The organism is Sulfitobacter sp. EhC04, assembly GCF_001650875.1.
Lineage (GTDB): Bacteria > Pseudomonadota > Alphaproteobacteria > Rhodobacterales > Rhodobacteraceae > Sulfitobacter.
Genome location: NZ_LXYI01000047.1, coordinates 1 through 18,097, shown reverse-complemented (window position 1 = coordinate 18,097; position 18,097 = coordinate 1). Strand labels below are relative to the sequence as shown.

Here is an 18,097-nt window from a genome sequence, read left to right as displayed (position 1 = left end):
ACGCCGGCCTACATGGCGAGGCAAGAGCACGCAGCTTTGTGGCGGCTGGTCGAGGGGGCTGTTGTGGACGCCTTCAACTCTCATCCCGATTATCTCACAGACAAGGGCAGGGCTTCGGTCTGTCAGTCGGTGACAAAGCGTGTGGTGGGGCAACTGGTGTCCCGCGCCAAAGAGACCCGAAAGGGTGGGGGTCGAGGCCCCTGTTCTGCTGATGGTTCGTTGCGAGACCACAGCATCCTTGCAGTGCTAGTTGCGAGGAAAGGCCGTCTGCAAGAGCGGTCTACGGGAGGGGCAGTCCGATGACCCTCCCGATCCGCACTTGGGCCGAACAGAAGGACCACGAGGCGCTTGAAGGCAACATGGACAGCCGTGCCGCCTGGGTCAGATCGCTGGTTCCTCATGTCGAGAGCCTCAACGATGCATCACGCAAGTTCGGGTGTCCGCATACGACGCTCAGGAGCATGGCAAATAATTACGGCGTCAAATTCCCGTCTGGATGCGCCAAAAAAAGCAAGATTGATGAAGCTGAGATGCGCGCGCTGTCCGCCAACGGGATTACGGCGCGAGAGGCGGCAAAGCACTTCAAGTGCAGCCCGACAGCGGTTCGGGTCTTCGCCAGGGCGCGGGGCATAGCTCTGACCCTTGAGGAGCGCTCAGCACCCCCGCCGGTAAAGCTGAGGCCAGAACCAAAGCCACCCGAACCAGCAAGGATCAGTGGTGCCGACGTGATGGCTATGTACGCGAAAAAAGAGAGTGCGGCGCTTCGCAGGGTGGGTCGCAGATGATGAACACGGATCCACACATGATCGCCAAGATCGAGGCCTGCCCCTCCGTCGAGGAGCTGGATGCCTTGCGCGATGCCGTCAAGGCGCGCGGTGAGGAAATGCCGGGTGAGGCGGTGCAGGCGCTGGCTCGGCGACGGGTACAGTTGCAGGTGGGTGGCAAGCGATGAGCAGCCATAGCGTCAAGGCGATGAGGCGTCATCCAGAACCCAGCAAGCTCAAGCGCGAGCGGTTCCCGGTTGGACATGTGTCATTCCAGATCATCGACCACCCGGAGCATGGGGTGACGTTCTCGCTCCGGCCCGATGGGGAGGCGTTCCAGGACAAGCCCGCGCTGTTCTCTGCGCATGTGGAGCCTGGGATGGCCGATCAACTGCGAAAACTGGCCCACCGGCTGGATGAACTCGAAGACCGGATCAACACAGGAGATTGAGATGCCTTTTACAGATATTGCCCCACCGCCCGCGCCACCACCTCCAGGAACCGGGATCACCTTCAGCCTGACTGTCAGCACACGGGGTATCAGAAAAGTCCGGATCACCCTGCGCGAGGAAATCCAGAACCGATATTTCGGCGGCCCGATCGACGGGATGAAATTCACCGCACAGGCGGGGCGAGGATCGGATGAGGGGAGGTTGCGACTTGCCGTGAATCCCGAGGGTACCCTCACCGCAAAAGGTGGCATCAAGGGGTCGGCATCCATCCACATGGCGGGTTGGGATTTGCTGCCAAAGGACAAGCGCCCGGCAGCGTCGTGCAAGATCCTCGAATCCGCTGACGGCTTTCTGATTCTTGAGCTTCCACCATTCTGCAAACCTTCCGGTGTTGGCGGCAAGATGGCCGAGGAATTTGCACTCAAGAAGACCACCGCGAAATAGCCGCGGCACCGGCGAACAGGTGCGTTTGATTGGAGATTGAGATGAACGCGATGACACAACCAAAAGGCGACTTGGCTGAAAAAATCGAAACACCTGGCGATGCATCGTTTCGTGTCGCCGCCAACGAGTTGCGCCAGTTCATCGAGCGGATCGAGCGGCTGGAGGCCGAGAAAAAGGATATCGCCGACCAGATCAAAGAGGTTTTCGGCGAGGCGAAGTCGCGCGGTTACCTGGTCATGGCGATCCGGAAAATCATCGCCCTCCGCAAGCGCGACAAGGACGACGTGGCTGAGGAGGAAGCTGTGATCCAGATGTATAAAGAAGCGCTGGGGATGGGCTGATGGTGAATTTCGACGCCGCGCTTTCCGCCCTTCGGTCTGGTGACCGGATCATGGTGACACTCAAAGATCCAACGAAGGAGTCCGACCGGACCAGGTACAACCTTCTGGGGGGGGGCGCTCTTTCAGCGCTGACCTTTCGCAAGCTCTCGGATCAGCTGGAGCCGGTCGGGGACGGGCTGTTTCCGGAAGATGCGCCCTCGCAGACGTATCGGCTGGCGGCTGCTTCTGAGCCATGAAAAACGTATTTCTTGCCCGCCGCATCGTTCGCCTAATCGAAGGCGCGAAGATCAATGTCACCACCGAGGCGGCAAGCCATTCGGCTATTGCCGCGTTGCTGGCGGCGCAGGGGATGGATGTCCGGTCAGAGGTGCGCTTGTCTGCGAAAAGCCGTGTTGACCTGATGGTCGAAACCATCGCGATCGAGGTTAAGACCGGGCACCGGCGCGCGGACATCCTGCGCCAGATCAAGCGGTACTCCGAAATAGACGAGGTGTCCGAGGTAATCTTGGCCACGGCCATCGCATTCCCGAAATCCATAAAAGAATTGGGCGGCAAGAAACTGCACATCGCATCACTGAGTAGAGGCTGGTTATGAACCTTGGAACTCTCGACTATGATGGCGAACGCTGGGCGCTCATCGACCTGAAACCGCATGTTTCCATGCGCTTCAAAGGTATGTTCAAAGGTATCCCCGAGGGGCAGACGCCGCCGTTCATCCTGCGCGACCGGCTTGATCGGGCCGCTGATCTGGATTGGTTCATGCAGCGCTACCCGTTGACGGTTACAGACCGGGCCGCCGCGCGCCTTGCCGAAGGGGTTGCCGCCTACAATGCGCAACGTCAGCGCCTGGAGACCCTGAAGCGCCCAGACTATCAGCCACTGATTGACCCAGGTTTCCGCACCGGAGAACGCCCATTCAAGTATCAGCTGCGCGCCGCTGAAATGGCCCGCGCCAATGGTGGTTTGCTGCTTCTCGATGATGTGGGGCTTGGCAAGACCGTATCTGCGCTGGCAGCGGTGTCTGACGGATGGGGATTGCCTGCGGCGGTGGTTGTTCAGCCGCACCTCCAGCGGCAATGGGTGGTGGATTACATCAATCGCTTCACCAACTTGCGCGCCGTTATGGTCAAGGACCGCAGCGTGCGCGACCTGGAGCCTGCCGACATCTACCTGTTTCGCTACTCGAACATCGCAGCATGGGGAAATTATGCCGAAACGCTGGGCTGCAAGACGGTCATCTTTGATGAGGTTCAGGAACTGCGCCACGGAACCAGCACCGACAAGGGGAGGGGGGCTCAAGCTTTCGCAAACGCCGCTGACGCTGTGATCGGGCTGACGGCCACCCCGATCTACAACTATGGGTCTGAAATCTTCAACGTGATCGAATTCATCGCGCCCGGTGTTTTGGGATCTTGGGGCGAATTCATCGTCAATTGGTGTGTGGCGCACGGATCGCATTGGGTGGTCAAAGATCCGTCGGCACTTGGGGCTTACCTACAGGGCGAGGGCGTCACCTTGCGCCGGACCAACGAGGATGAAGAGGTCTCTGCGACATTGCCGCCTGCATCTAAGGTCATCTTCGAGGTGGATTGGAACGAGGGTGATGCCGAATCCAACCGTGAACTGCAGCGCAAACTGGCCATGCGTGTCCTGGGTGGTGGGTGGCATGAGCGCGGTCAGGCGGCGCGTGAACTTGACCTCTTACTGCGTCAAGATACCGGGATTGCCAAGGCGAGGGCGGTCGCGGCCTATGCCAGGACTCTGGTTGAGGCGGGCGAACCCGTTGTCATCGCCGGTTGGCACCGGGAAGTGTACCGGATCTGGAATGAGGCATTGGCCGATCTGAACCCGGTCATGTTTACCGGCAGCGAAAGCCAGGCAGCCAAACAGCGCGCCGTCAATGCATTCATGTCGGGTGAGACGAAACTGATGTTCATGTCGTTGCGTTCTGGCGCTGGTCTCGATGGCTTGCAGAGCGTCTGCCACCACATGGTCTTTGGTGAAATGGACTGGTCACCGCAGGTTCATGCTCAAGTCACCGGGCGGCTGCGGCGCTTCGGGCAGGCTCAACCTGTCACGTCCCATTATCTCTGGACGGACGGAGGGTCCGATCCGGTCATCATGTCTGTGCTGGGCCTCAAGGCATCCCAGTCCCACGGAATCCTTGACCCATATGGTGTGGACACAGAGGCGACACCCGTCGATGAAACGCGCGTCAAGCAGCTGGCCCGCGCCGTGCTGGATCGCGGCACGATGGAAGCGCGGGGTGGTGAGATATGACCGTTCGCACGATAGAGTTGCCTTGGCCATCACAGGATCTGACGCCTCACGCCAAGGGAGGCAAGTGGCCAAAGATACGCGCCACCAAGCAAGCCCGCGCTTTGGCCCGCGCTGTGGCGCTGGAAAAGCCCCGCATCAAGACTGTGCCGGATGCCGTCATATTCGTTGAATACTGGCCCAAGGCGCGCCGTGGGGACGTCCACAATATGCACGGGCGAATGAAGGCCTACATAGACGGAATTGCCGACGCCATGGGGTGCGATGATCGAGGTTTTCGAGTGGATTTTCCGTCTGTCTGGGCGGGAAACGATCCTAAAGGCAAGGTGGTTTTCCGCGTTGTGGAGGCTTCAAATGAAGCACGGTAGCGACTGGTATAAGCGGGAGCCCACCGCGTATCTCGGCGGCGTCCAAGGCCTCACGGCCAAGGAGCATGCCGTCTATTCGGTGACGCTGGACCTCATCTATGCGCACGGCGGATCGGTGAACAACGACCCCGGATGGATCTCCGGATGGATCAAAGACATGGGGTCAGCAGCCGTCAGAAAGGCCATTTCCAGCCTGGTCGAGAGGGGAAAACTTTTCATCGACGGCGATCAAATCTCCCAAAAACGAGCGAAAACCGAAGCGAAAACGAAAGAAAACGTGAGTGAAACCGCAAGAGAAAGCGGAAAAAAGGGAGGTAAAAAATCTGCGGAAAAAAGGGCCGCAATAAAAGAAAACAATCACTTAGGTGAAGCGGGTGCTTCAAGCGAAAACCAAGCAGATAAGATAAGAGAAGATAAGATAAGAGATGATGATGATAGCGCGGGCGCGAAAAATCCAGATCTGGATCATCGTCAGCGCATCCTCGCCGCCATCGGCGTCGACCCGGTTTCCGGGCTGACTGGCCACGGCGGGAAAATGCTGGGCGGCCGTGCCGATATGGCGCACGTCGATCGGTGGCGGGCTCTTGGCGTAGCCGACGATGAGCAGCGCTTGGTCGTTGCCGAGGTCATGGCCCGAAAGCGCAATGGACCGCCGTCCTCATTTGCCTATTTCGACCAAGCCATGGAGGAGCTTGCCGGCCTCCGAAACACCGCGCCGCTGGCTCCAAAAGCATCGACAGACGGTAGGGCTCAACCGCCGCCAGGAGGGGTGAAATTTGACCTTGCCGCCCTCATCGCAAAACACCCGGAGTTGGATAAATGAACCCCAGAACGGAAGCTCTGACCGAAGAATTCAAGCAGTGGCTCGACCGCTACAGCCCAAGGCGCGCGCTCCAGTCGAACGAAAAAGCAATGGGGGCAGAGATCAACGCACTCATGCGGGTTATCCTGAAAATGGCACCGGTAGCGGATTATCTGAGCTGGCTCGAAAAAGTGACAACTCAGCTCGACTACCAGATGAAAACATCGGCTTGGCCAACGGTTTCAGAGGTTGGCGCCGCATGCAGCAATGTGAACAAATCCAGATCCTTGAGCGGCCAACGGACAGCGGTCACGACCATCCCGGCGACCATCGCGGCACGGCGAATGAACGCCGGTGAATCGGTCAGTGATGGCTGGCTTTACGGTCGCGACGCAGTGGCTCTGCTGAGGACCGGCGATGTGTCCAGCGACCTGATGCGGAAATACCGAAGCTCTTTGTACTTCAGCACGAAAAAAATCTACGGCGAGGAGAAGGCGCGACTGATGGAGGAAGGATGGATCGCCCGGCACGATGCTGCAGAACGGCTTGATCAGGTCGCCGCGTCACCGCCTGACGGCGAGCCATTCAACCGGATGCCGACAAGCCCGGAGGATGAGTTTGCAGCATGAGAGGTCAACCCGCCATCAGCAGAATCTACGACTGCGCGAATGCTCCGGCACCAGCGGGCGAAGAGGTGCATCGGCGGAACATGGAGGCCCGCAAGATCGCATGGCAGCGCTTCGGGTTGCTGGTGATCGACCCGGCGGATGTGGATGACGACTGGCTGAGGCAGGCGATCATGAACGAAGGAAACAGGCGATTTGGGCAAAGGGGCAGATGATGACGAAGAACTACAGCAAGGGCGCGAAACGGCGGGCGAGGAAGGCGCCGGTGGGCGGCGAAGGTCTGGGGCTTGAAGAAACACCCAAGCGCGAAAAAAACGGTCGACCATCGCGGCGAGGCAGGGACCGCGACCCCGGTATCGAAACACTCAAGGCGAGGTGCAGGCTTATGGGCAAGCAAGTGACGGCAAAAAACATTGGCGAGGTTCGGGCACCGTGGTGGGGTTGCTATGCAGGGCGCATCCTCGGCGACAGGACCATGGACGCCGCTGATCGGGCGGACCTGTGGTCTGCGATCTGCCACATGCGCAAGGTCGTTACGCAGCACGACGCCGCAATCGGTCTACCAAAGCGCCACGCGGCTTGCATGCGGCTCCTGCAGGACAGCGTCGTAATCGGGCGCGTGGAAGACACCCGGACCGACGAGGAGCGCGTTTCCCGGGCGTCTGCCGCGCTGATGAAGGTCGAGGGGTGGCTGGGCTACACCGACACAAGATCCCGGTCCGAGGCGAAACGGGTGGTGCTTCACGATGAGGTCTGCGTCGATCCTGACGGTCTGATCCTGGCACTGCGCTGCGTGTCCGACGGAATCAAGGGTAAACGGTTGTCGTACCGAGGGAGGCGCGAGGGTTGACAAACGTGCCGGAATGGTCATTTTGGCATCATCGGCAGATGAAGCGCGCTCAGGGAAACCTGCGGCGCGTTTTGCTATTTCAGGACATCGGAGAGCGAAATGAGCGACCGTGATGAGAACGGGCGCTTTGCGATGGGTAACCGCTTTTGGGAGGCGCGTTCATCGCATGGCGCGAAACCCAAGTTCAACAACCCTGATGACCTGTGGGGCGCGTGCCTGGAATACTTCGACTGGAACCACGAGAACCCGCTTTACGCAGACCAGCTTGTGACATTCCAAGGGTCAGCCTCACACGAGCCTATTGCGAAGATGCGGGCTATGACCATCGCCGGTCTTTGCCAATTCATCGACATTGATGAAACAACATGGCGGGAATGGCGGACTTCGCGTCCGGATTTATCCCCTGTCATTACGCGAGCGGAATCCGTGATCTATCGCCAGAAGTTCGAAGGTGCGTCGGCGGACCTCTTGAATGGCAGCATCATCGCCCGCGATTTGGGGCTTGCGGACAAGCGGGAACACACCAGCCCGGACGGCAGCATGACACCCAAGGTCAACGTGAACATGACGCCGCAGGAGGCCGCTGAAGCTTATGCAGCCACCCTGCACAGCAACAAAGGATAACTGGCCGCCTGAATACGTCCCTGTCTGGGCGTGGCGGCAACAGCAGCTTGAGGCGATGCGCGCCGATCCGGTCATCATGGCGGGGGCGCTGGTGTACTACCGCACGCACCCGGTCGATTTCATCAATCACTGGATGGACACATACGACCCAAGAAACGCAGGCAAGACGACGCCAGCTAAAATGCCGTTCATCATGTTCGAACGTCAGGCCGAGATGGTCGAGTTCATCATGGCAATGCTGTCTGGTGAAGAGAACGGGCTGATGGAAAAGGCCCGCGACATGGGGGCCAGTTGGGTGTGCTGCGCCGTTTCGGTGTGGCTCTGGCGGTTCTGGGATGGCGCGGCAGTTGGCTGGGGGTCACGCAAGGAACAGCTTGTCGATAAGATCGGCGACCCTGACAGCCTGTTCGAGAAAATGCGGATGCTAATTCGTGGCATTCCGCGCGAATTCTGGCCCGAAGGATTCAATGAATCCGACCACATGACGTACATGCGGATCATCAACCCGAAGACGGGGGCGACAATCACTGGCGAGGCTGGCGATAACATCGGGCGCGGCGGTCGAAAGCTGATCTATTTCAAGGATGAGGCCGCGCACTTCGAGCGGCCCGAAAAGATCGAGGCGGCGCTTGCAGACAACACCCGCGTGCAGATCGACATTTCGTCAGTCAACGGCCTTGGCAACGTGTTTCATCGGCGCAGAGAGGCCGGGGTGGAGTGGACAGGCGGCGAGGCTCACAAGGGCGTCACCAACGTATTCGTCATGGATTGGCGGGATCATCCTGCCAAAGATGAGAAATGGTATCAGGCGCGGCGGAAAAAGGCAGAGGCAGATGGCTTGCTGCATGTCTTCGCGCAAGAGGTTGACCGGAACTATGCGGCTTCGGTCGATGGCGTCATTATCCCGAATGCGTGGATCAAGGCGGCGATAGACGCTCACGTCAAGCTTGGTTTCGAGCCGACGGGCGCAACCATCGCAGGGTTGGACGTAGCAGACGAGGGCGGCGACAAGAACGCCCTTGCTGCTCGCAAGGGCGCGGTCCTGGAAGCCGCAGATGATTGGGGCGAAGGCGACACAGGCCAAACGACACGTAAGGCCATTGGCGCGCTACAAGGGCGCGGTGCGGTCGATCTGCAATATGACAGTGTTGGCATCGGTGCCGGGGTTAAATCCGAGGCAAACAGGCTGGCGTCTGAGGGTCACTTGCCAGTGGGCATCAAGTTGACGCCTTGGTCAGCCGGGGCAGGGGTGCTGTTTCCAGATAAGCATATTCTACGCGACGAACACGGCAACCCGGACAAGGCGTCACCGACGAACAAGGACTTCTACAGCAACCTGAAGGCACAAGGCTGGTGGGAGCTGCGTCTGCGGTTCGAGCGCACCTATCGGGCGGTCACCGAGGGCGTCACCTATTCGCCGGATGACCTGATCAGCCTGCCGTCAACGCTGCCAAAGCTGCGGCAAATCGAAAAAGAACTAGGGCAGGCTACCGCAAGCCGATCAACGGGCGCGATGAAGTTGGTGGTTGATAAATCTCCGCCAGGGACACGCTCCCCCAACCTTGCCGACGCTATCGTGATGGCGTTCTGGCCGGTGATTACCAAAAAACAATTCAACCTCGCGGGGATGGCATCTTGAGCATATTCACACCCATCGCCGATGGCCTGCAAAGCCTTGCGACCCGGCTGGGTACATCCGGCGACAAGGCCGCAACGGTCAGTTATGCAGTCGACATGCTGGACGATCAGCAGCTTGAGGCTGCTTTCCGCACGTCCTGGGTGATGCGCAAGGTCGTCACGATCCCTGCAATGGACGCCGTGCGCAAATGGCGTGAATGGAGCGGTGATGGCGCGAAAGAGATCGAGGCGATGGAGGATGCTTTCCGCATCCGCGCCAAGATCAACGAGGCGAAATGGAAGGCGCGGCTTTACGGCGGCGCAGTAATTTTGATCGGAGCGGGCCGTGAGGATCTTAATCAACCTCTTGACCCGCGCACTATCCGCAAGGGCGATCTTCGGTATCTGACTGTCATCACCCGCAAGGACATCATTGCCGGTCTGGCGGATATTGACCCCCGCAGCCCGCGCTATGGCCTGCCTATCGACTACCAGTTCAGCACCAACCACGGCGAAGTCCTGCGAGTTCATCCAACGCGCCTTGTAGAGTTCAGGGGTGAGCCTCTGCCGTCTCAATTCGTGGCGGGGTCCGGTCAATACGGATGGGGTGACAGCGTGCTGCAATCGGTCTACACGGCCTGTCAGCATCTCGATATGACCATGGCAAACGTAGCATCTTTGGTGTTCGATGCGAAGACGGACATCATCAAGATCGAAGGCTTGTCCGAGAACATCACCGACCCGAAGTACGAAGAAATGCTGTTCAAGCGGTTTGCCACGGCCCGCCTGCTCAAGGGCAACAACGGCACGCTGATCTTGGATAAAGACGAGGAATACGAGAGCAAGTCTTTCGCGTTCTCGGGGCTTTCCGACATTGCAGACCGCTTCATGCAAGTTGCGTCTGGTGCTGCCGACATCCCGATGACGCGGCTTCTAGGCACATCACCGGGCGGGCTGAACAGCACGGGCGAAAGTGATCTGAACAATTATTACGACCGCGTACAAGCGATGCAGACGCTGGAAATCGAACCGGCGATGAGCATCCTTGACGAAGTGCTGATCCGTTCAACCTTGGGCGCATGGCCGGACAAAACGACATACGAGTGGCGTCCACTCAAGCAGATGAGCGAAACCCAAGTGAGCGAGATCCGCAACAAGGACGCGGACACGCTGTCCAAGCTGGCAACGGCTGCGATTTACGGTGACGACGAAATCGCCGCTGCCGGTGCGCAGATGTTCCGCGAAACCGGAATTGATGCGCTGACCATCGCGGATGACGGGTTGGACGATGGTGGTTTTGTTGAGACCGTCACTGCCGACGCAGCGCCGCGTACCCTTTACGTTCGTCGCGACGTTCTGAACGGGGCAGAGATTATCCGCTGGGCCAAAGCGCAGGGCTTCAAAACCACACTGCCAGCGTCAGACCTGCACGTCACCGTCGCTTTTAGCCGCACAGAGATTGATTGGATGGATGTTGGCGAAAGCTGGCAGTCGAAAGTCGAGGTTGCGCCCGGTGGCCCTCGCATCATGGAGCAGTTTGGCAAGGCGCGCGTGGTTCTGTTCAACAACGACGAACTGAAGTGGCGTCACGAGCGCATTAAGGAGGCTGGGGCGACTTGGGATCACCCCGAGTACCAGCCTCACATCACGATCAGCCATGACCCTGATGCGCCCGACATCGCAGGTATCGAAGCCTATCAGGGGCCTATCATCCTTGGCCCTGAAATCTTTCAAGAGGTCAAAGAGGATTGGAACGAGGGGATCACAGAGACATGACCGAAATTCGCTTCACGGATGCTGTCGAAATCGGCAAGCCGCGCAAAACCCGTGATGGATACCTGACAGCCCGCGTCAAGGCGGCACGCACGGGAATTCAGGATTACATGGGGTCTGAGTTGGGCAAGCCCGATCTGGATCGCGTGCGCGTCTACCGGCCCGCTGACGAGGTGTTCAATCTGGACAGCATGGGTAGCTTCAAAGGCAAGCCTATCACAGACGGACACCCTAAAGAGCGGGTCACGGCGGACAATCACACGGCGCTATCACGGGGGCACATTGCCGGGGTAGCCCGCGATGGAGAGGCCGTGGCGCTGGACGTGGCGATCACAGACGGCAGCACCGTGGCATCCATCGAAAGCGGTGGGCCGCGCGAACTGTCCGTCGGCTATGTGACCAAATTGGACTGGACCCCCGGCATCGCGCCGGACGGGCAAGCCTATGACGCCGTGCAGCGTTCAATCTTCGTGGACCACCTCGCCATCGTTCCAAACGGGCGCGCTGGTCAAGAATTTCGCATCGGGGACCAAGATGCGGATCACTGGGGGGCATCGCCCCTCGCCATCCAAACGAGCAACCCAAAGGAGGACACCATGTCCGATGCTCTTATCTCGGTGGTGTTGGGCGATAAGGCGGTCAACGTGCCCGCCGCCCAAGCACCCGCAATCGAAGCGTTCAAGGACGCATCAGCAAAGACCTTGGCTGACACAATCAGCACCAAGGATGCTGAAATCGCCGATCTGAAAAAGCAGATCGAAACCAAGGACGGCGAAATCAAGGCGAAAGACAAAGCCCTTGCCGATGCCACCAGCCCCGCCGCGTTGCAGGATGCGGCCAAGTCGTATGCGAAAACGACCGAAGCGGGCAAAAAGGCAGGTCTGTCCGAGGACGAAATGTCCAAGATGGATGACGCCGCAATCCGCCGCGCCGTTGTCGCCAAGTCTCTCGGCGATGCTGAGGTAAAGGCTATGACCGACGCCGCAATCGAGGGCGCGTTTGCCTTCGCCGCGAAGGGCGCTGCAACCCAAACAAACGACGCCGCTCTCGGCGCCGGCCTGCGCACACAGGTGCAGGACGGCGGTTGGGGCTCGGTCGTTTCCATGAAAAAGGAGGCGTAAGCCATGACCACTCTCACTGAGGGCACCCGCGACATGGAATTCCTCATCTCCGAGGCCAATGACTGGCGCTCGCGTGACGAGGTGACCGTGACGGTTCCTGCCAACACCACGTTTGCCGCTGGTACGATCCTGGGCAAGCTGACGGCAACCAGCAAGTTCGTGCGCCATAACGCGGCGCTTGATACCGGCGCAGAAGACGAAACCGCAGTGCTGGGCTTCAATCTCGTGAACGGCACCGGATCAGCCGTCGATTATTCGGCTACCGTCATCGCGCGGGATGCTGAGGTCAACGGTTCTGACTTGACCTATGAGGCGGGCGCAGACGGCGCTCAAATCACCACATCGAACGCTGCCTTGGCAGCGCTCGGCATCATCGTCCGCTAAGCAAGGAGGTCTGAAATCATGGCTACCATGGACATTTTTAACAACTCAGCCTTCAGCACGACCTCCTTGTCGGGCATGGTTGAGAAAATGGATTACCAGCCGAACCTTTTGGGTTCTCTGGGAATCTTCGAACCAACACCAGTGCGCACCCGCAACATCTTTGTGGATCGTATCGACGGTGGGCTGACGCTTATCCCGACATCTGCAGATGGTGCCCCGCCAGAAGTTCTGGACGGCGAAGACCGTGACGCGGTTTCGCTCAAAACCGCCCGCCTTGCCAAACGGTTCACGCTCTACGCGCATGAACTGGATGGCATCCGCGCCTTCGGGTCAGAAACAGAGCTGATGGCTGTGCAGCGGGAATACGGCCGCCGCATGGGGCGCTTGCGCTCCGACATGGAACTCACCCACGAGTTTCACCGCCTGGGCGCGTTGCAGGGTATTCTTCTGGACGCGGACGGGTCGACGGTCATCTACGACTATTCGACCCAGTTCAACGAAAGCATCCCCGCCGCAACCAGCTTTGAGTTGGACCAGGCGGGTACTGACGTGCATGGTGTCTGCAAGGACATTGCGCGCGGCATGGTCCGCTCTGGTCGCGGCTCCTTCACCACGGGCACCAGCATCCACGCGCTGGCCGGTGACGACTTCTACGACGCTCTGATCTCACATCCGAACGTCGAAAAGTTCTACCTGCAACAGCAGGCCGCGAACAACCTGCGCGAGGCGCAGGGCGCGATCTTCGAAAGCTTCCGTGTCGGCGGCATCACGTTCCACAACTATCGTGGCACCGACGACAATTCGACCGTGGCAATTCCCGTGGCCGAAGCGAAGTTCTTCCCTGTCGGCGCGCGCGACGTTTTCAAAGTTGCTCAGGCACCGCTGGAGACACTGGAATACGTCGGGACGCCGGGTCAGTCCGTCTATGCGATGAACGTGCCGGATCGTGATCGCAACATGTGGACTAAGGGTGAATTGTACAGCTACCCGCTGTATGTTTGCCAGCAGCCCCGTGTTCTGCGCAAGGGGACCCTGACATGATGAAGGTCACAGTTGAAAACCCCACAGGAAAGAGCAAGGCCGTCCGTATTCCGGGCGACCTCCACGTCATCCTTCCGGGCAAGAAGGTGTCTCTTGACGTAGATTGGTCCGACGAGCAGCGCGCAAAGTACGAGCGCGCCGGTCTGGTGATCAAGGACGCCAAGGCGAAAGCCGAAGCTGATGCAAAAGCCAAGGCTGACGCGGACGCCAAAAAGTAAACGAGGTGGCCCTTCGGGGCCGCTTCACACCAATCGGAGAACCATATGGCTTACGGCAGCACCACAGATGCGCAAACCCACTGGACAGCCAAAGGCTACGCAGGGACGCCCACGGACGCACTGCTGGCGGTCGCAAGCGGGTTTGTCGATGGTCTGGGTTGGCGCATGGCTGGTAAGGTCGCAGTCAGCCGTTTTCCCGGCATCCCGACAGACCCCGATCAGGAAGATCAGTGGCCGCGCACTGGCGCATCTGACATCTACGGCAGGGAGCTTGCTTCGGACACTGTTCCGGGTGCTGTCCTGCGCGCCACATACGAGGCCGCATTTTACGAACTGATCAACCCCGGCGGACTGAACCAAGCTGTTCTGTCTGACGAGCGTGTTGTGCGTGAGAAATTCGGTTCTGTTGAGTTTCAGTACGCAGACGGAACCAAGGGTCCGATGGCTGGCCTGACTACATCGACGCCGATCATTCCGATTGTTATGTCGATGTTGGCCCCGGTCATGGCGGGCGGGTCTAACCCCTACGGCATCACGGGAATTGTCGCATGACCGCCGGTGCCCGCATCCAATCACGAATCGCGGCTGGCCTTGCGCGCGCAGGTACGCGCACCGGCTCCGGCCCCTACATCTGCACGATCAAGAGAAGCCCATCTGGCGGGACGCCGTGGGATGGCGCGCCAGGTACCGACCCGACACTGTACGCAGTGACGGCTGTTGAGGACATCCGCGAGGTCCGCGACATGAACGGGACGCTGATCGGGCTGCAAAAGCGGACGCTGACCATATCCGCAACGGGGATTGCGCCGATCAAGTCGGACAAGATTGCCTGCGGGGTTGCGCCGGCCGATGTGACAGCGGATACTCTGTTCGAAGAAATACTTGCCGTGAAGCCACTCGCACCTTCTGGTGTGGCGCTGTTGTATGAACTGGAACTTTCGGCCTGAGCACCTATCAATCCTTCGCAATCCTCTGGCACCTCAACCGAGGCGACACAACCGCAGCCCAGCTTGTGGCCAGCCTGCCACCGGAGTGCTTTGTCGAGTTCGACCGGATGCTGGAACAGGCCTTTGCGTTGGGTGTGGCTATGAAAGGCCAATCAACCGGGCCGAACCTCGAAATCAAGCCGAGCACCAAGGGCGGAGAAAGCTGCTGAAAACTGATCCAACTTCGTGGCGTGTCGCGGCATGAATAGGCGATCCACGGAGTTGCGGTGCCAACCAAGGAGGCGCGCAAGCCCGGCGCGGGTTTCCTGCCGGTCATGAAGGGTCCAGAACAGCGAGACTTTGATCGACAGGTAAGGGTCCAACGGGTCGCACATATCAGCGCCAGCCGATGGGCGGGGGATATCCTCAAACGAAGCCATGCGCCCAGCAATCGCCTCCTCGATGGCGTCGGCGGCACGGGCGGCGGCATCATCCAGTGTATCGGCGTCAGAGGTAACTTCGGGCAAGTCAGGACAGGTGATAAGAAAGCCATCGCCATCCGGCGTGGCAACAAATGGGTATTGGAGCGGCAGTCGTGGCGCCGATGCGTTTGCCGAATTCTCATCTTTGGTTAAGTCCACTCCCGCCGAAAGCGCGGATGAGAGCAGCGAGGAAACCGCAATTTCTTCCGAGACCTGGAACCACTCACCGAACACTCGGTACTGGGAGACCTTGGCGTGCGTCGACCGCTCAATCTCTAGCGCTATGGCTGTATCGACGCCCTTACAAAACAAAAGCTTGAGTGGCTCAGCGGACAAGTTTTGCAAGGTCCGGATTCGGGACTTCATGTTTGTCGTGATCCCGATTTTCTTCAGCCCATGGGGATGGGCAACCACGTAAACGTAAGTAGTGCCTTTTCGCTTCAGCATGTCGTCGTCCCGTATGAATTCACATATCTGTGTACTATACAGCCCCTGCATCTTGACTGGAAGTCAACAGATGTGTTGAAAAATGCCGACTGAACCACCCCACAAACTGAACCACCCAACCCCGCACGCGGGGAATAACTGCATGGGGGCACAATGGCCCGACCTACACGCCTAACACGCCAGCAACAGCGTCAGATCCGCGAACTGATTGCCAAGCATGACCCGCTGATCCAAGCGGCGTTTCTTGAGGTGGTACGGAACGCGCATGGTGCCGTTGATTTTGCCGAACTGGTCAGGCTGGTGGAAATCGGCGACTGGAACCGGATCGAGCAGATCATGCGGCTCAATCAGGCGTTGCTGTTCCCGCTGCAAGAAGCCGTTCGCGTCACGATTGTCGCGGGCGGAATGACGGTCACATTACCCAGGGGCATTCAAGGCTCCTTCGGGTTCGACGGCAACCACGTCAGGGCGCAGCAGATATTTGCAGAGATTGGCGCGCGTCTGGTCACTGAAATCGGTTCGCCCGGTCCTGAACCAATACGCGCCACGATCCTACAGGCGCAACGGGAGCGCGTAGGGGCCGAGACCACGGCGCGCAGGCTGGCAGGCACCCTGAACCCCCGCACAGGCGTTCGTGAGGGCGGTATCCTAGGGCTGGACGGGCCACGGGCGCAGCGTTCGGTGCGCGTGCGTGAGATATTGAGCGACCCTGACCAGATCGCGGACTATTTCAAAGGCAGCAAGCCGCGATACACGTCAACGGATCGCCGCTTTGATGCGCAGGTCCGGAAGGCGATTGCCGAGGGCAGGGCGCTGGATAAGGCGACGATTGAGCGGATCGCCAAGGCGCATGATGCGCGGTTGTTGAGGGCGCGGGGCAGGGCAATTGCCGAACACGAAACATTCACAGCTCAAGCCGAGGGACGGCGCGAGGCCTACACGCAACTCATGGAATCCGGCAAGGTCGAGAGTATCGACAAGCTGTGGCAGCACAATTCAGCCAAGGACGCGAGGCCCGACCACAAGGTGCTGGACGGCAAGCGTGTCAGCTTTAACGAGGCGTTTGAGATGGATGACGGCACGCGGATGCAGTACGCCCACGATCCTGCTGGCGGCATCAAGCATTCCGGCGGCTGCCGGTGCACCACGACGTACATCCCGCAATATCGGAGGCTGACATGAGCAAGACTTTCACGGCTCAATTGAAAGACATCCGAGACCTGACCGTCGGAGGCATGGAATACGTCATGAGGCAGTCGATCAGCGACGTTTTGGTTGGCGCGCAGACCACGCAGATCGGTATCACCCAAGGGGCCACCAGCTTTGTCGAGGGGGCTATCCCCGTGGGCCTGACCGCCGAGCTGGTCAACAGCCTGACGGTGGATGGCTCAGAGGGTGCCGACAGTTATGTGGTCAAGATAGCAGACATGGAAATTGGGGATACGATGTCTTTCGCATGGGTGGCCCCTTATGCCCACCGGATCGAGGCCGGGTTCATAGGAACTGATGAACTTGGGCGGACTTACAACGTGCCCGGGCGTCATTTTGTGGGCAAAAACGCAGCGAAGTTCTCCGATCATGTTGAGGCCCGAGCCGCTGAGGTGCGTCGATGATCTCCGACACCGCTATTTCCAACGCGCTCGGGCAGCGACTCGCCACGCTCGACCCGCCTCTGACAATCGGATGGCCAAACAAGGACGTGCCAGCCGGAACGCCGCACCCGTATCTGATATTCGATCATGTGCCGGTCAACCGAAGGGAGGGCACAATCAAGGGCGGTCACACAATCAGCCGTGGCTTTGCGCAGATCACTGTGATGGCCGAGATTGGCAATTTCGCAACAACAGCAACCAATATCGCGGAATCCGTCGCGGCATTGTTCCCATATGGCCTGCGCCTGACCGTCACGGGGGGCAAGGTACTGATCAACCAGCCGCCCGAGGTACAGCAAGGCTATCCAGACGGGGCCCACTGGCGGGTTCCGGTGAAGATCCCATACGAGGCGCGGGCTTGATCTCCGTCGCCTGCGTCCTGCGTTCAGGTGGTCGATATGACGCCTCATGGGTGGCCAAGTTGCAGCGCGGGGTGGCCCGACACCTGAGCCTGCCACATCGCTTTGTGTGCCTCTCTGATGAGCCGGTGGATTGTGAGCGTATCCCGCTCGAAACGGATTGGCCGGGTTGGTGGTCGAAAATCGAGATGTTCCGCCCAGGTCTGCTGACCGGCCAGACGCTTTATCTTGACCTCGATGCGGTCATTACCGGCCCGTTGGCGCCGCTGCTTTCGGACAAATTCACCATGACGAGGGACTTCCTGAACCCGAACATCATGAACAGCGGGGTGATGGCATGGGCGGGTGACTATTCCATCATCTGGGAAGCCATGAAGGTCAATCCGGCGGGCATTATCGAGCACTACGACGCGTGGCCTGACGGGCGGATCGGCGACCAGGCCATGATCGAGGACGTGATGCGTGCCGTGGCGATGACCTTCGCGCCCGGATTGGTGGTCAGCTGGAAGCGGGATTGCCGAAATGGACC

Annotated in this window: 26 protein-coding genes and 1 pseudogene; 26 read left to right on the top strand and 1 reads right to left on the bottom strand. The window is 59.4% G+C overall.

Annotated elements, in window-relative coordinates; translation table 11 throughout:
- The first annotated feature begins 299 nt into the window (after positions 1 to 299).
- From A8B82_RS18840 to A8B82_RS18745, 22 genes are all read left to right on the top strand, one after another.
- Positions 300 to 785, top strand: a complete 486-nt coding sequence (locus A8B82_RS18840) for a hypothetical protein (RefSeq protein WP_067295955.1) — start codon at positions 300 to 302, stop codon at positions 783 to 785.
- On the top strand, positions 782 to 952 hold the full coding sequence (locus A8B82_RS24245) for a hypothetical protein (protein WP_161489478.1): 171 nt from the start codon (positions 782 to 784) through the stop codon (positions 950 to 952). Before A8B82_RS18840 ends, A8B82_RS24245 begins: the two co-directional genes overlap by 4 nt.
- Positions 949 to 1,215 (top strand): hypothetical protein, encoded by a 267-nt coding sequence (locus A8B82_RS18835; protein WP_067295954.1) that lies wholly within the window; start codon positions 949 to 951, stop codon positions 1,213 to 1,215. Before A8B82_RS24245 ends, A8B82_RS18835 begins: the two co-directional genes overlap by 4 nt.
- Entirely contained in the window at positions 1,181 to 1,660 is a 480-nt protein-coding gene (locus A8B82_RS18830) for a hypothetical protein (protein ID WP_138069807.1), read from the top strand. Before A8B82_RS18835 ends, A8B82_RS18830 begins: the two co-directional genes overlap by 35 nt.
- 41 nt (positions 1,661 to 1,701) lie before the next feature.
- Positions 1,702 to 2,001 carry a DUF2312 domain-containing protein gene (locus A8B82_RS18825; protein WP_235604734.1) on the top strand — a complete coding sequence of 100 codons (300 nt, stop codon included), beginning with the start codon at positions 1,702 to 1,704 and terminating at the stop codon, positions 1,999 to 2,001.
- Entirely contained in the window at positions 2,001 to 2,237 is a 237-nt protein-coding gene (locus tag A8B82_RS18820) for a hypothetical protein (RefSeq protein ID WP_067295947.1), read from the top strand. The genes A8B82_RS18825 and A8B82_RS18820 overlap by 1 nt, the downstream gene beginning before the upstream one ends.
- A complete protein-coding gene (locus A8B82_RS18815; protein WP_067295944.1) occupies positions 2,234 to 2,596 on the top strand; it encodes a hypothetical protein in 363 nt (120 codons plus the stop codon). The genes A8B82_RS18820 and A8B82_RS18815 overlap by 4 nt, the downstream gene beginning before the upstream one ends.
- A complete protein-coding gene (locus tag A8B82_RS18810) occupies positions 2,593 to 4,281 on the top strand; it encodes an SNF2-related protein (protein WP_067295941.1) in 1,689 nt (562 codons plus the stop codon). Before A8B82_RS18815 ends, A8B82_RS18810 begins: the two co-directional genes overlap by 4 nt.
- Positions 4,278 to 4,646 (top strand): hypothetical protein, encoded by a 369-nt coding sequence (locus A8B82_RS24240; protein WP_161489477.1) that lies wholly within the window; start codon positions 4,278 to 4,280, stop codon positions 4,644 to 4,646. Before A8B82_RS18810 ends, A8B82_RS24240 begins: the two co-directional genes overlap by 4 nt.
- Positions 4,633 to 5,469, top strand: coding sequence for a DUF1376 domain-containing protein (locus A8B82_RS18805; RefSeq protein ID WP_161489476.1), 837 nt, complete (start codon positions 4,633 to 4,635; stop codon positions 5,467 to 5,469). Before A8B82_RS24240 ends, A8B82_RS18805 begins: the two co-directional genes overlap by 14 nt.
- On the top strand, positions 5,466 to 6,077 hold the full coding sequence (locus A8B82_RS18800; protein ID WP_067295936.1) for a hypothetical protein: 612 nt from the start codon (positions 5,466 to 5,468) through the stop codon (positions 6,075 to 6,077). Before A8B82_RS18805 ends, A8B82_RS18800 begins: the two co-directional genes overlap by 4 nt.
- Complete coding sequence (locus A8B82_RS18795) at positions 6,074 to 6,289, top strand: hypothetical protein (protein ID WP_067295933.1); 216 nt, start codon at positions 6,074 to 6,076, stop codon at positions 6,287 to 6,289. Before A8B82_RS18800 ends, A8B82_RS18795 begins: the two co-directional genes overlap by 4 nt.
- Entirely contained in the window at positions 6,289 to 6,924 is a 636-nt protein-coding gene (locus tag A8B82_RS18790) for a hypothetical protein (protein ID WP_138069806.1), read from the top strand. Before A8B82_RS18795 ends, A8B82_RS18790 begins: the two co-directional genes overlap by 1 nt.
- A gap of 99 nt (positions 6,925 to 7,023) precedes the next feature.
- Positions 7,024 to 7,548, top strand: coding sequence for a DNA-packaging protein (locus A8B82_RS18785; RefSeq protein ID WP_067295927.1), 525 nt, complete (start codon positions 7,024 to 7,026; stop codon positions 7,546 to 7,548).
- Positions 7,517 to 9,187, top strand: coding sequence for a hypothetical protein (locus A8B82_RS18780; protein WP_067295925.1), 1,671 nt, complete (start codon positions 7,517 to 7,519; stop codon positions 9,185 to 9,187). The genes A8B82_RS18785 and A8B82_RS18780 overlap by 32 nt, the downstream gene beginning before the upstream one ends.
- Positions 9,184 to 10,941: a phage portal protein gene (locus A8B82_RS18775; RefSeq protein ID WP_138069805.1), complete on the top strand. Its 1,758-nt coding sequence runs from the start codon at positions 9,184 to 9,186 to the stop codon at positions 10,939 to 10,941. The genes A8B82_RS18780 and A8B82_RS18775 overlap by 4 nt, the downstream gene beginning before the upstream one ends.
- Positions 10,938 to 12,059: a DUF2213 domain-containing protein gene (locus tag A8B82_RS18770; protein ID WP_067295920.1), complete on the top strand. Its 1,122-nt coding sequence runs from the start codon at positions 10,938 to 10,940 to the stop codon at positions 12,057 to 12,059. The genes A8B82_RS18775 and A8B82_RS18770 overlap by 4 nt, the downstream gene beginning before the upstream one ends.
- A gap of 3 nt (positions 12,060 to 12,062) precedes the next feature.
- The gene (locus A8B82_RS18765; RefSeq protein WP_067295917.1) at positions 12,063 to 12,443 is read left to right on the top strand and encodes a head decoration protein; all 381 of its coding nucleotides are present in this window, start codon (positions 12,063 to 12,065) and stop codon (positions 12,441 to 12,443) included.
- Positions 12,444 to 12,461: 18 nt separating this feature from the next.
- The gene (locus A8B82_RS18760) at positions 12,462 to 13,484 is read left to right on the top strand and encodes a major capsid protein (RefSeq protein WP_067295914.1); all 1,023 of its coding nucleotides are present in this window, start codon (positions 12,462 to 12,464) and stop codon (positions 13,482 to 13,484) included.
- On the top strand, positions 13,481 to 13,702 hold the full coding sequence (locus A8B82_RS18755; RefSeq protein WP_067295912.1) for a hypothetical protein: 222 nt from the start codon (positions 13,481 to 13,483) through the stop codon (positions 13,700 to 13,702). Before A8B82_RS18760 ends, A8B82_RS18755 begins: the two co-directional genes overlap by 4 nt.
- Positions 13,703 to 13,747: 45 nt before the next feature.
- On the top strand, positions 13,748 to 14,254 hold the full coding sequence (locus A8B82_RS18750) for a DnaT-like ssDNA-binding protein (protein WP_067295910.1): 507 nt from the start codon (positions 13,748 to 13,750) through the stop codon (positions 14,252 to 14,254).
- Complete coding sequence (locus tag A8B82_RS18745) at positions 14,251 to 14,649, top strand: hypothetical protein (protein WP_067295907.1); 399 nt, start codon at positions 14,251 to 14,253, stop codon at positions 14,647 to 14,649. The genes A8B82_RS18750 and A8B82_RS18745 overlap by 4 nt, the downstream gene beginning before the upstream one ends.
- A gap of 152 nt (positions 14,650 to 14,801) precedes the next feature.
- Here A8B82_RS18745 and A8B82_RS23690 read toward each other — a convergent pair whose 3' ends face one another.
- Positions 14,802 to 15,557 carry a GIY-YIG nuclease family protein gene (locus A8B82_RS23690; protein WP_161489475.1) on the bottom strand — a complete coding sequence of 252 codons (756 nt, stop codon included), beginning with the start codon at positions 15,555 to 15,557 and terminating at the stop codon, positions 14,802 to 14,804.
- A 153-nt stretch (positions 15,558 to 15,710) separates the two neighbouring features.
- Here A8B82_RS23690 and A8B82_RS18735 point away from each other — a divergent pair, with 153 nt between their 5' ends.
- From A8B82_RS18735 to A8B82_RS24020, 4 genes and pseudogenes are all read left to right on the top strand, one after another.
- The gene (locus A8B82_RS18735; protein ID WP_067295905.1) at positions 15,711 to 16,739 is read left to right on the top strand and encodes a hypothetical protein; all 1,029 of its coding nucleotides are present in this window, start codon (positions 15,711 to 15,713) and stop codon (positions 16,737 to 16,739) included.
- Positions 16,736 to 17,170: a hypothetical protein gene (locus A8B82_RS18730; protein ID WP_067295903.1), complete on the top strand. Its 435-nt coding sequence runs from the start codon at positions 16,736 to 16,738 to the stop codon at positions 17,168 to 17,170. Before A8B82_RS18735 ends, A8B82_RS18730 begins: the two co-directional genes overlap by 4 nt.
- Complete coding sequence (locus tag A8B82_RS18725; protein WP_067295900.1) at positions 17,167 to 17,571, top strand: phage tail terminator-like protein; 405 nt, start codon at positions 17,167 to 17,169, stop codon at positions 17,569 to 17,571. The genes A8B82_RS18730 and A8B82_RS18725 overlap by 4 nt, the downstream gene beginning before the upstream one ends.
- A pseudogene (locus A8B82_RS24020) lies at positions 17,568 to 18,097 on the top strand (hypothetical protein); the annotation flags it as partial. The gene A8B82_RS18725 and the pseudogene A8B82_RS24020, both read left to right, overlap by 4 nt.

Coding starts and splice junctions, on each gene's coding strand:
- A8B82_RS18840 (WP_067295955.1), top strand. CDS start 300: ATGACCCTCCCGATCCGCACTTGGGCCGAACAGAAGGACCACGAGGCG.
- A8B82_RS24245 (WP_161489478.1), top strand. CDS start 782: ATGATGAACACGGATCCACACATGATCGCCAAGATCGAGGCCTGCCCC.
- A8B82_RS18835 (WP_067295954.1), top strand. CDS start 949: ATGAGCAGCCATAGCGTCAAGGCGATGAGGCGTCATCCAGAACCCAGC.
- A8B82_RS18830 (WP_138069807.1), top strand. CDS start 1,181: ATGAACTCGAAGACCGGATCAACACAGGAGATTGAGATGCCTTTTACA.
- A8B82_RS18825 (WP_235604734.1), top strand. CDS start 1,702: ATGAACGCGATGACACAACCAAAAGGCGACTTGGCTGAAAAAATCGAA.
- A8B82_RS18820 (WP_067295947.1), top strand. CDS start 2,001: ATGGTGAATTTCGACGCCGCGCTTTCCGCCCTTCGGTCTGGTGACCGG.
- A8B82_RS18815 (WP_067295944.1), top strand. CDS start 2,234: ATGAAAAACGTATTTCTTGCCCGCCGCATCGTTCGCCTAATCGAAGGC.
- A8B82_RS18810 (WP_067295941.1), top strand. CDS start 2,593: ATGAACCTTGGAACTCTCGACTATGATGGCGAACGCTGGGCGCTCATC.
- A8B82_RS24240 (WP_161489477.1), top strand. CDS start 4,278: ATGACCGTTCGCACGATAGAGTTGCCTTGGCCATCACAGGATCTGACG.
- A8B82_RS18805 (WP_161489476.1), top strand. CDS start 4,633: ATGAAGCACGGTAGCGACTGGTATAAGCGGGAGCCCACCGCGTATCTC.
- A8B82_RS18800 (WP_067295936.1), top strand. CDS start 5,466: ATGAACCCCAGAACGGAAGCTCTGACCGAAGAATTCAAGCAGTGGCTC.
- A8B82_RS18795 (WP_067295933.1), top strand. CDS start 6,074: ATGAGAGGTCAACCCGCCATCAGCAGAATCTACGACTGCGCGAATGCT.
- A8B82_RS18790 (WP_138069806.1), top strand. CDS start 6,289: ATGACGAAGAACTACAGCAAGGGCGCGAAACGGCGGGCGAGGAAGGCG.
- A8B82_RS18785 (WP_067295927.1), top strand. CDS start 7,024: ATGAGCGACCGTGATGAGAACGGGCGCTTTGCGATGGGTAACCGCTTT.
- A8B82_RS18780 (WP_067295925.1), top strand. CDS start 7,517: ATGCAGCCACCCTGCACAGCAACAAAGGATAACTGGCCGCCTGAATAC.
- A8B82_RS18770 (WP_067295920.1), top strand. CDS start 10,938: ATGACCGAAATTCGCTTCACGGATGCTGTCGAAATCGGCAAGCCGCGC.
- A8B82_RS18765 (WP_067295917.1), top strand. CDS start 12,063: ATGACCACTCTCACTGAGGGCACCCGCGACATGGAATTCCTCATCTCC.
- A8B82_RS18760 (WP_067295914.1), top strand. CDS start 12,462: ATGGCTACCATGGACATTTTTAACAACTCAGCCTTCAGCACGACCTCC.
- A8B82_RS18755 (WP_067295912.1), top strand. CDS start 13,481: ATGATGAAGGTCACAGTTGAAAACCCCACAGGAAAGAGCAAGGCCGTC.
- A8B82_RS18750 (WP_067295910.1), top strand. CDS start 13,748: ATGGCTTACGGCAGCACCACAGATGCGCAAACCCACTGGACAGCCAAA.
- A8B82_RS18745 (WP_067295907.1), top strand. CDS start 14,251: ATGACCGCCGGTGCCCGCATCCAATCACGAATCGCGGCTGGCCTTGCG.
- A8B82_RS23690 (WP_161489475.1), bottom strand. CDS start 15,557: ATGCTGAAGCGAAAAGGCACTACTTACGTTTACGTGGTTGCCCATCCC.
- A8B82_RS18735 (WP_067295905.1), top strand. CDS start 15,711: ATGGCCCGACCTACACGCCTAACACGCCAGCAACAGCGTCAGATCCGC.
- A8B82_RS18730 (WP_067295903.1), top strand. CDS start 16,736: ATGAGCAAGACTTTCACGGCTCAATTGAAAGACATCCGAGACCTGACC.
- A8B82_RS18725 (WP_067295900.1), top strand. CDS start 17,167: ATGATCTCCGACACCGCTATTTCCAACGCGCTCGGGCAGCGACTCGCC.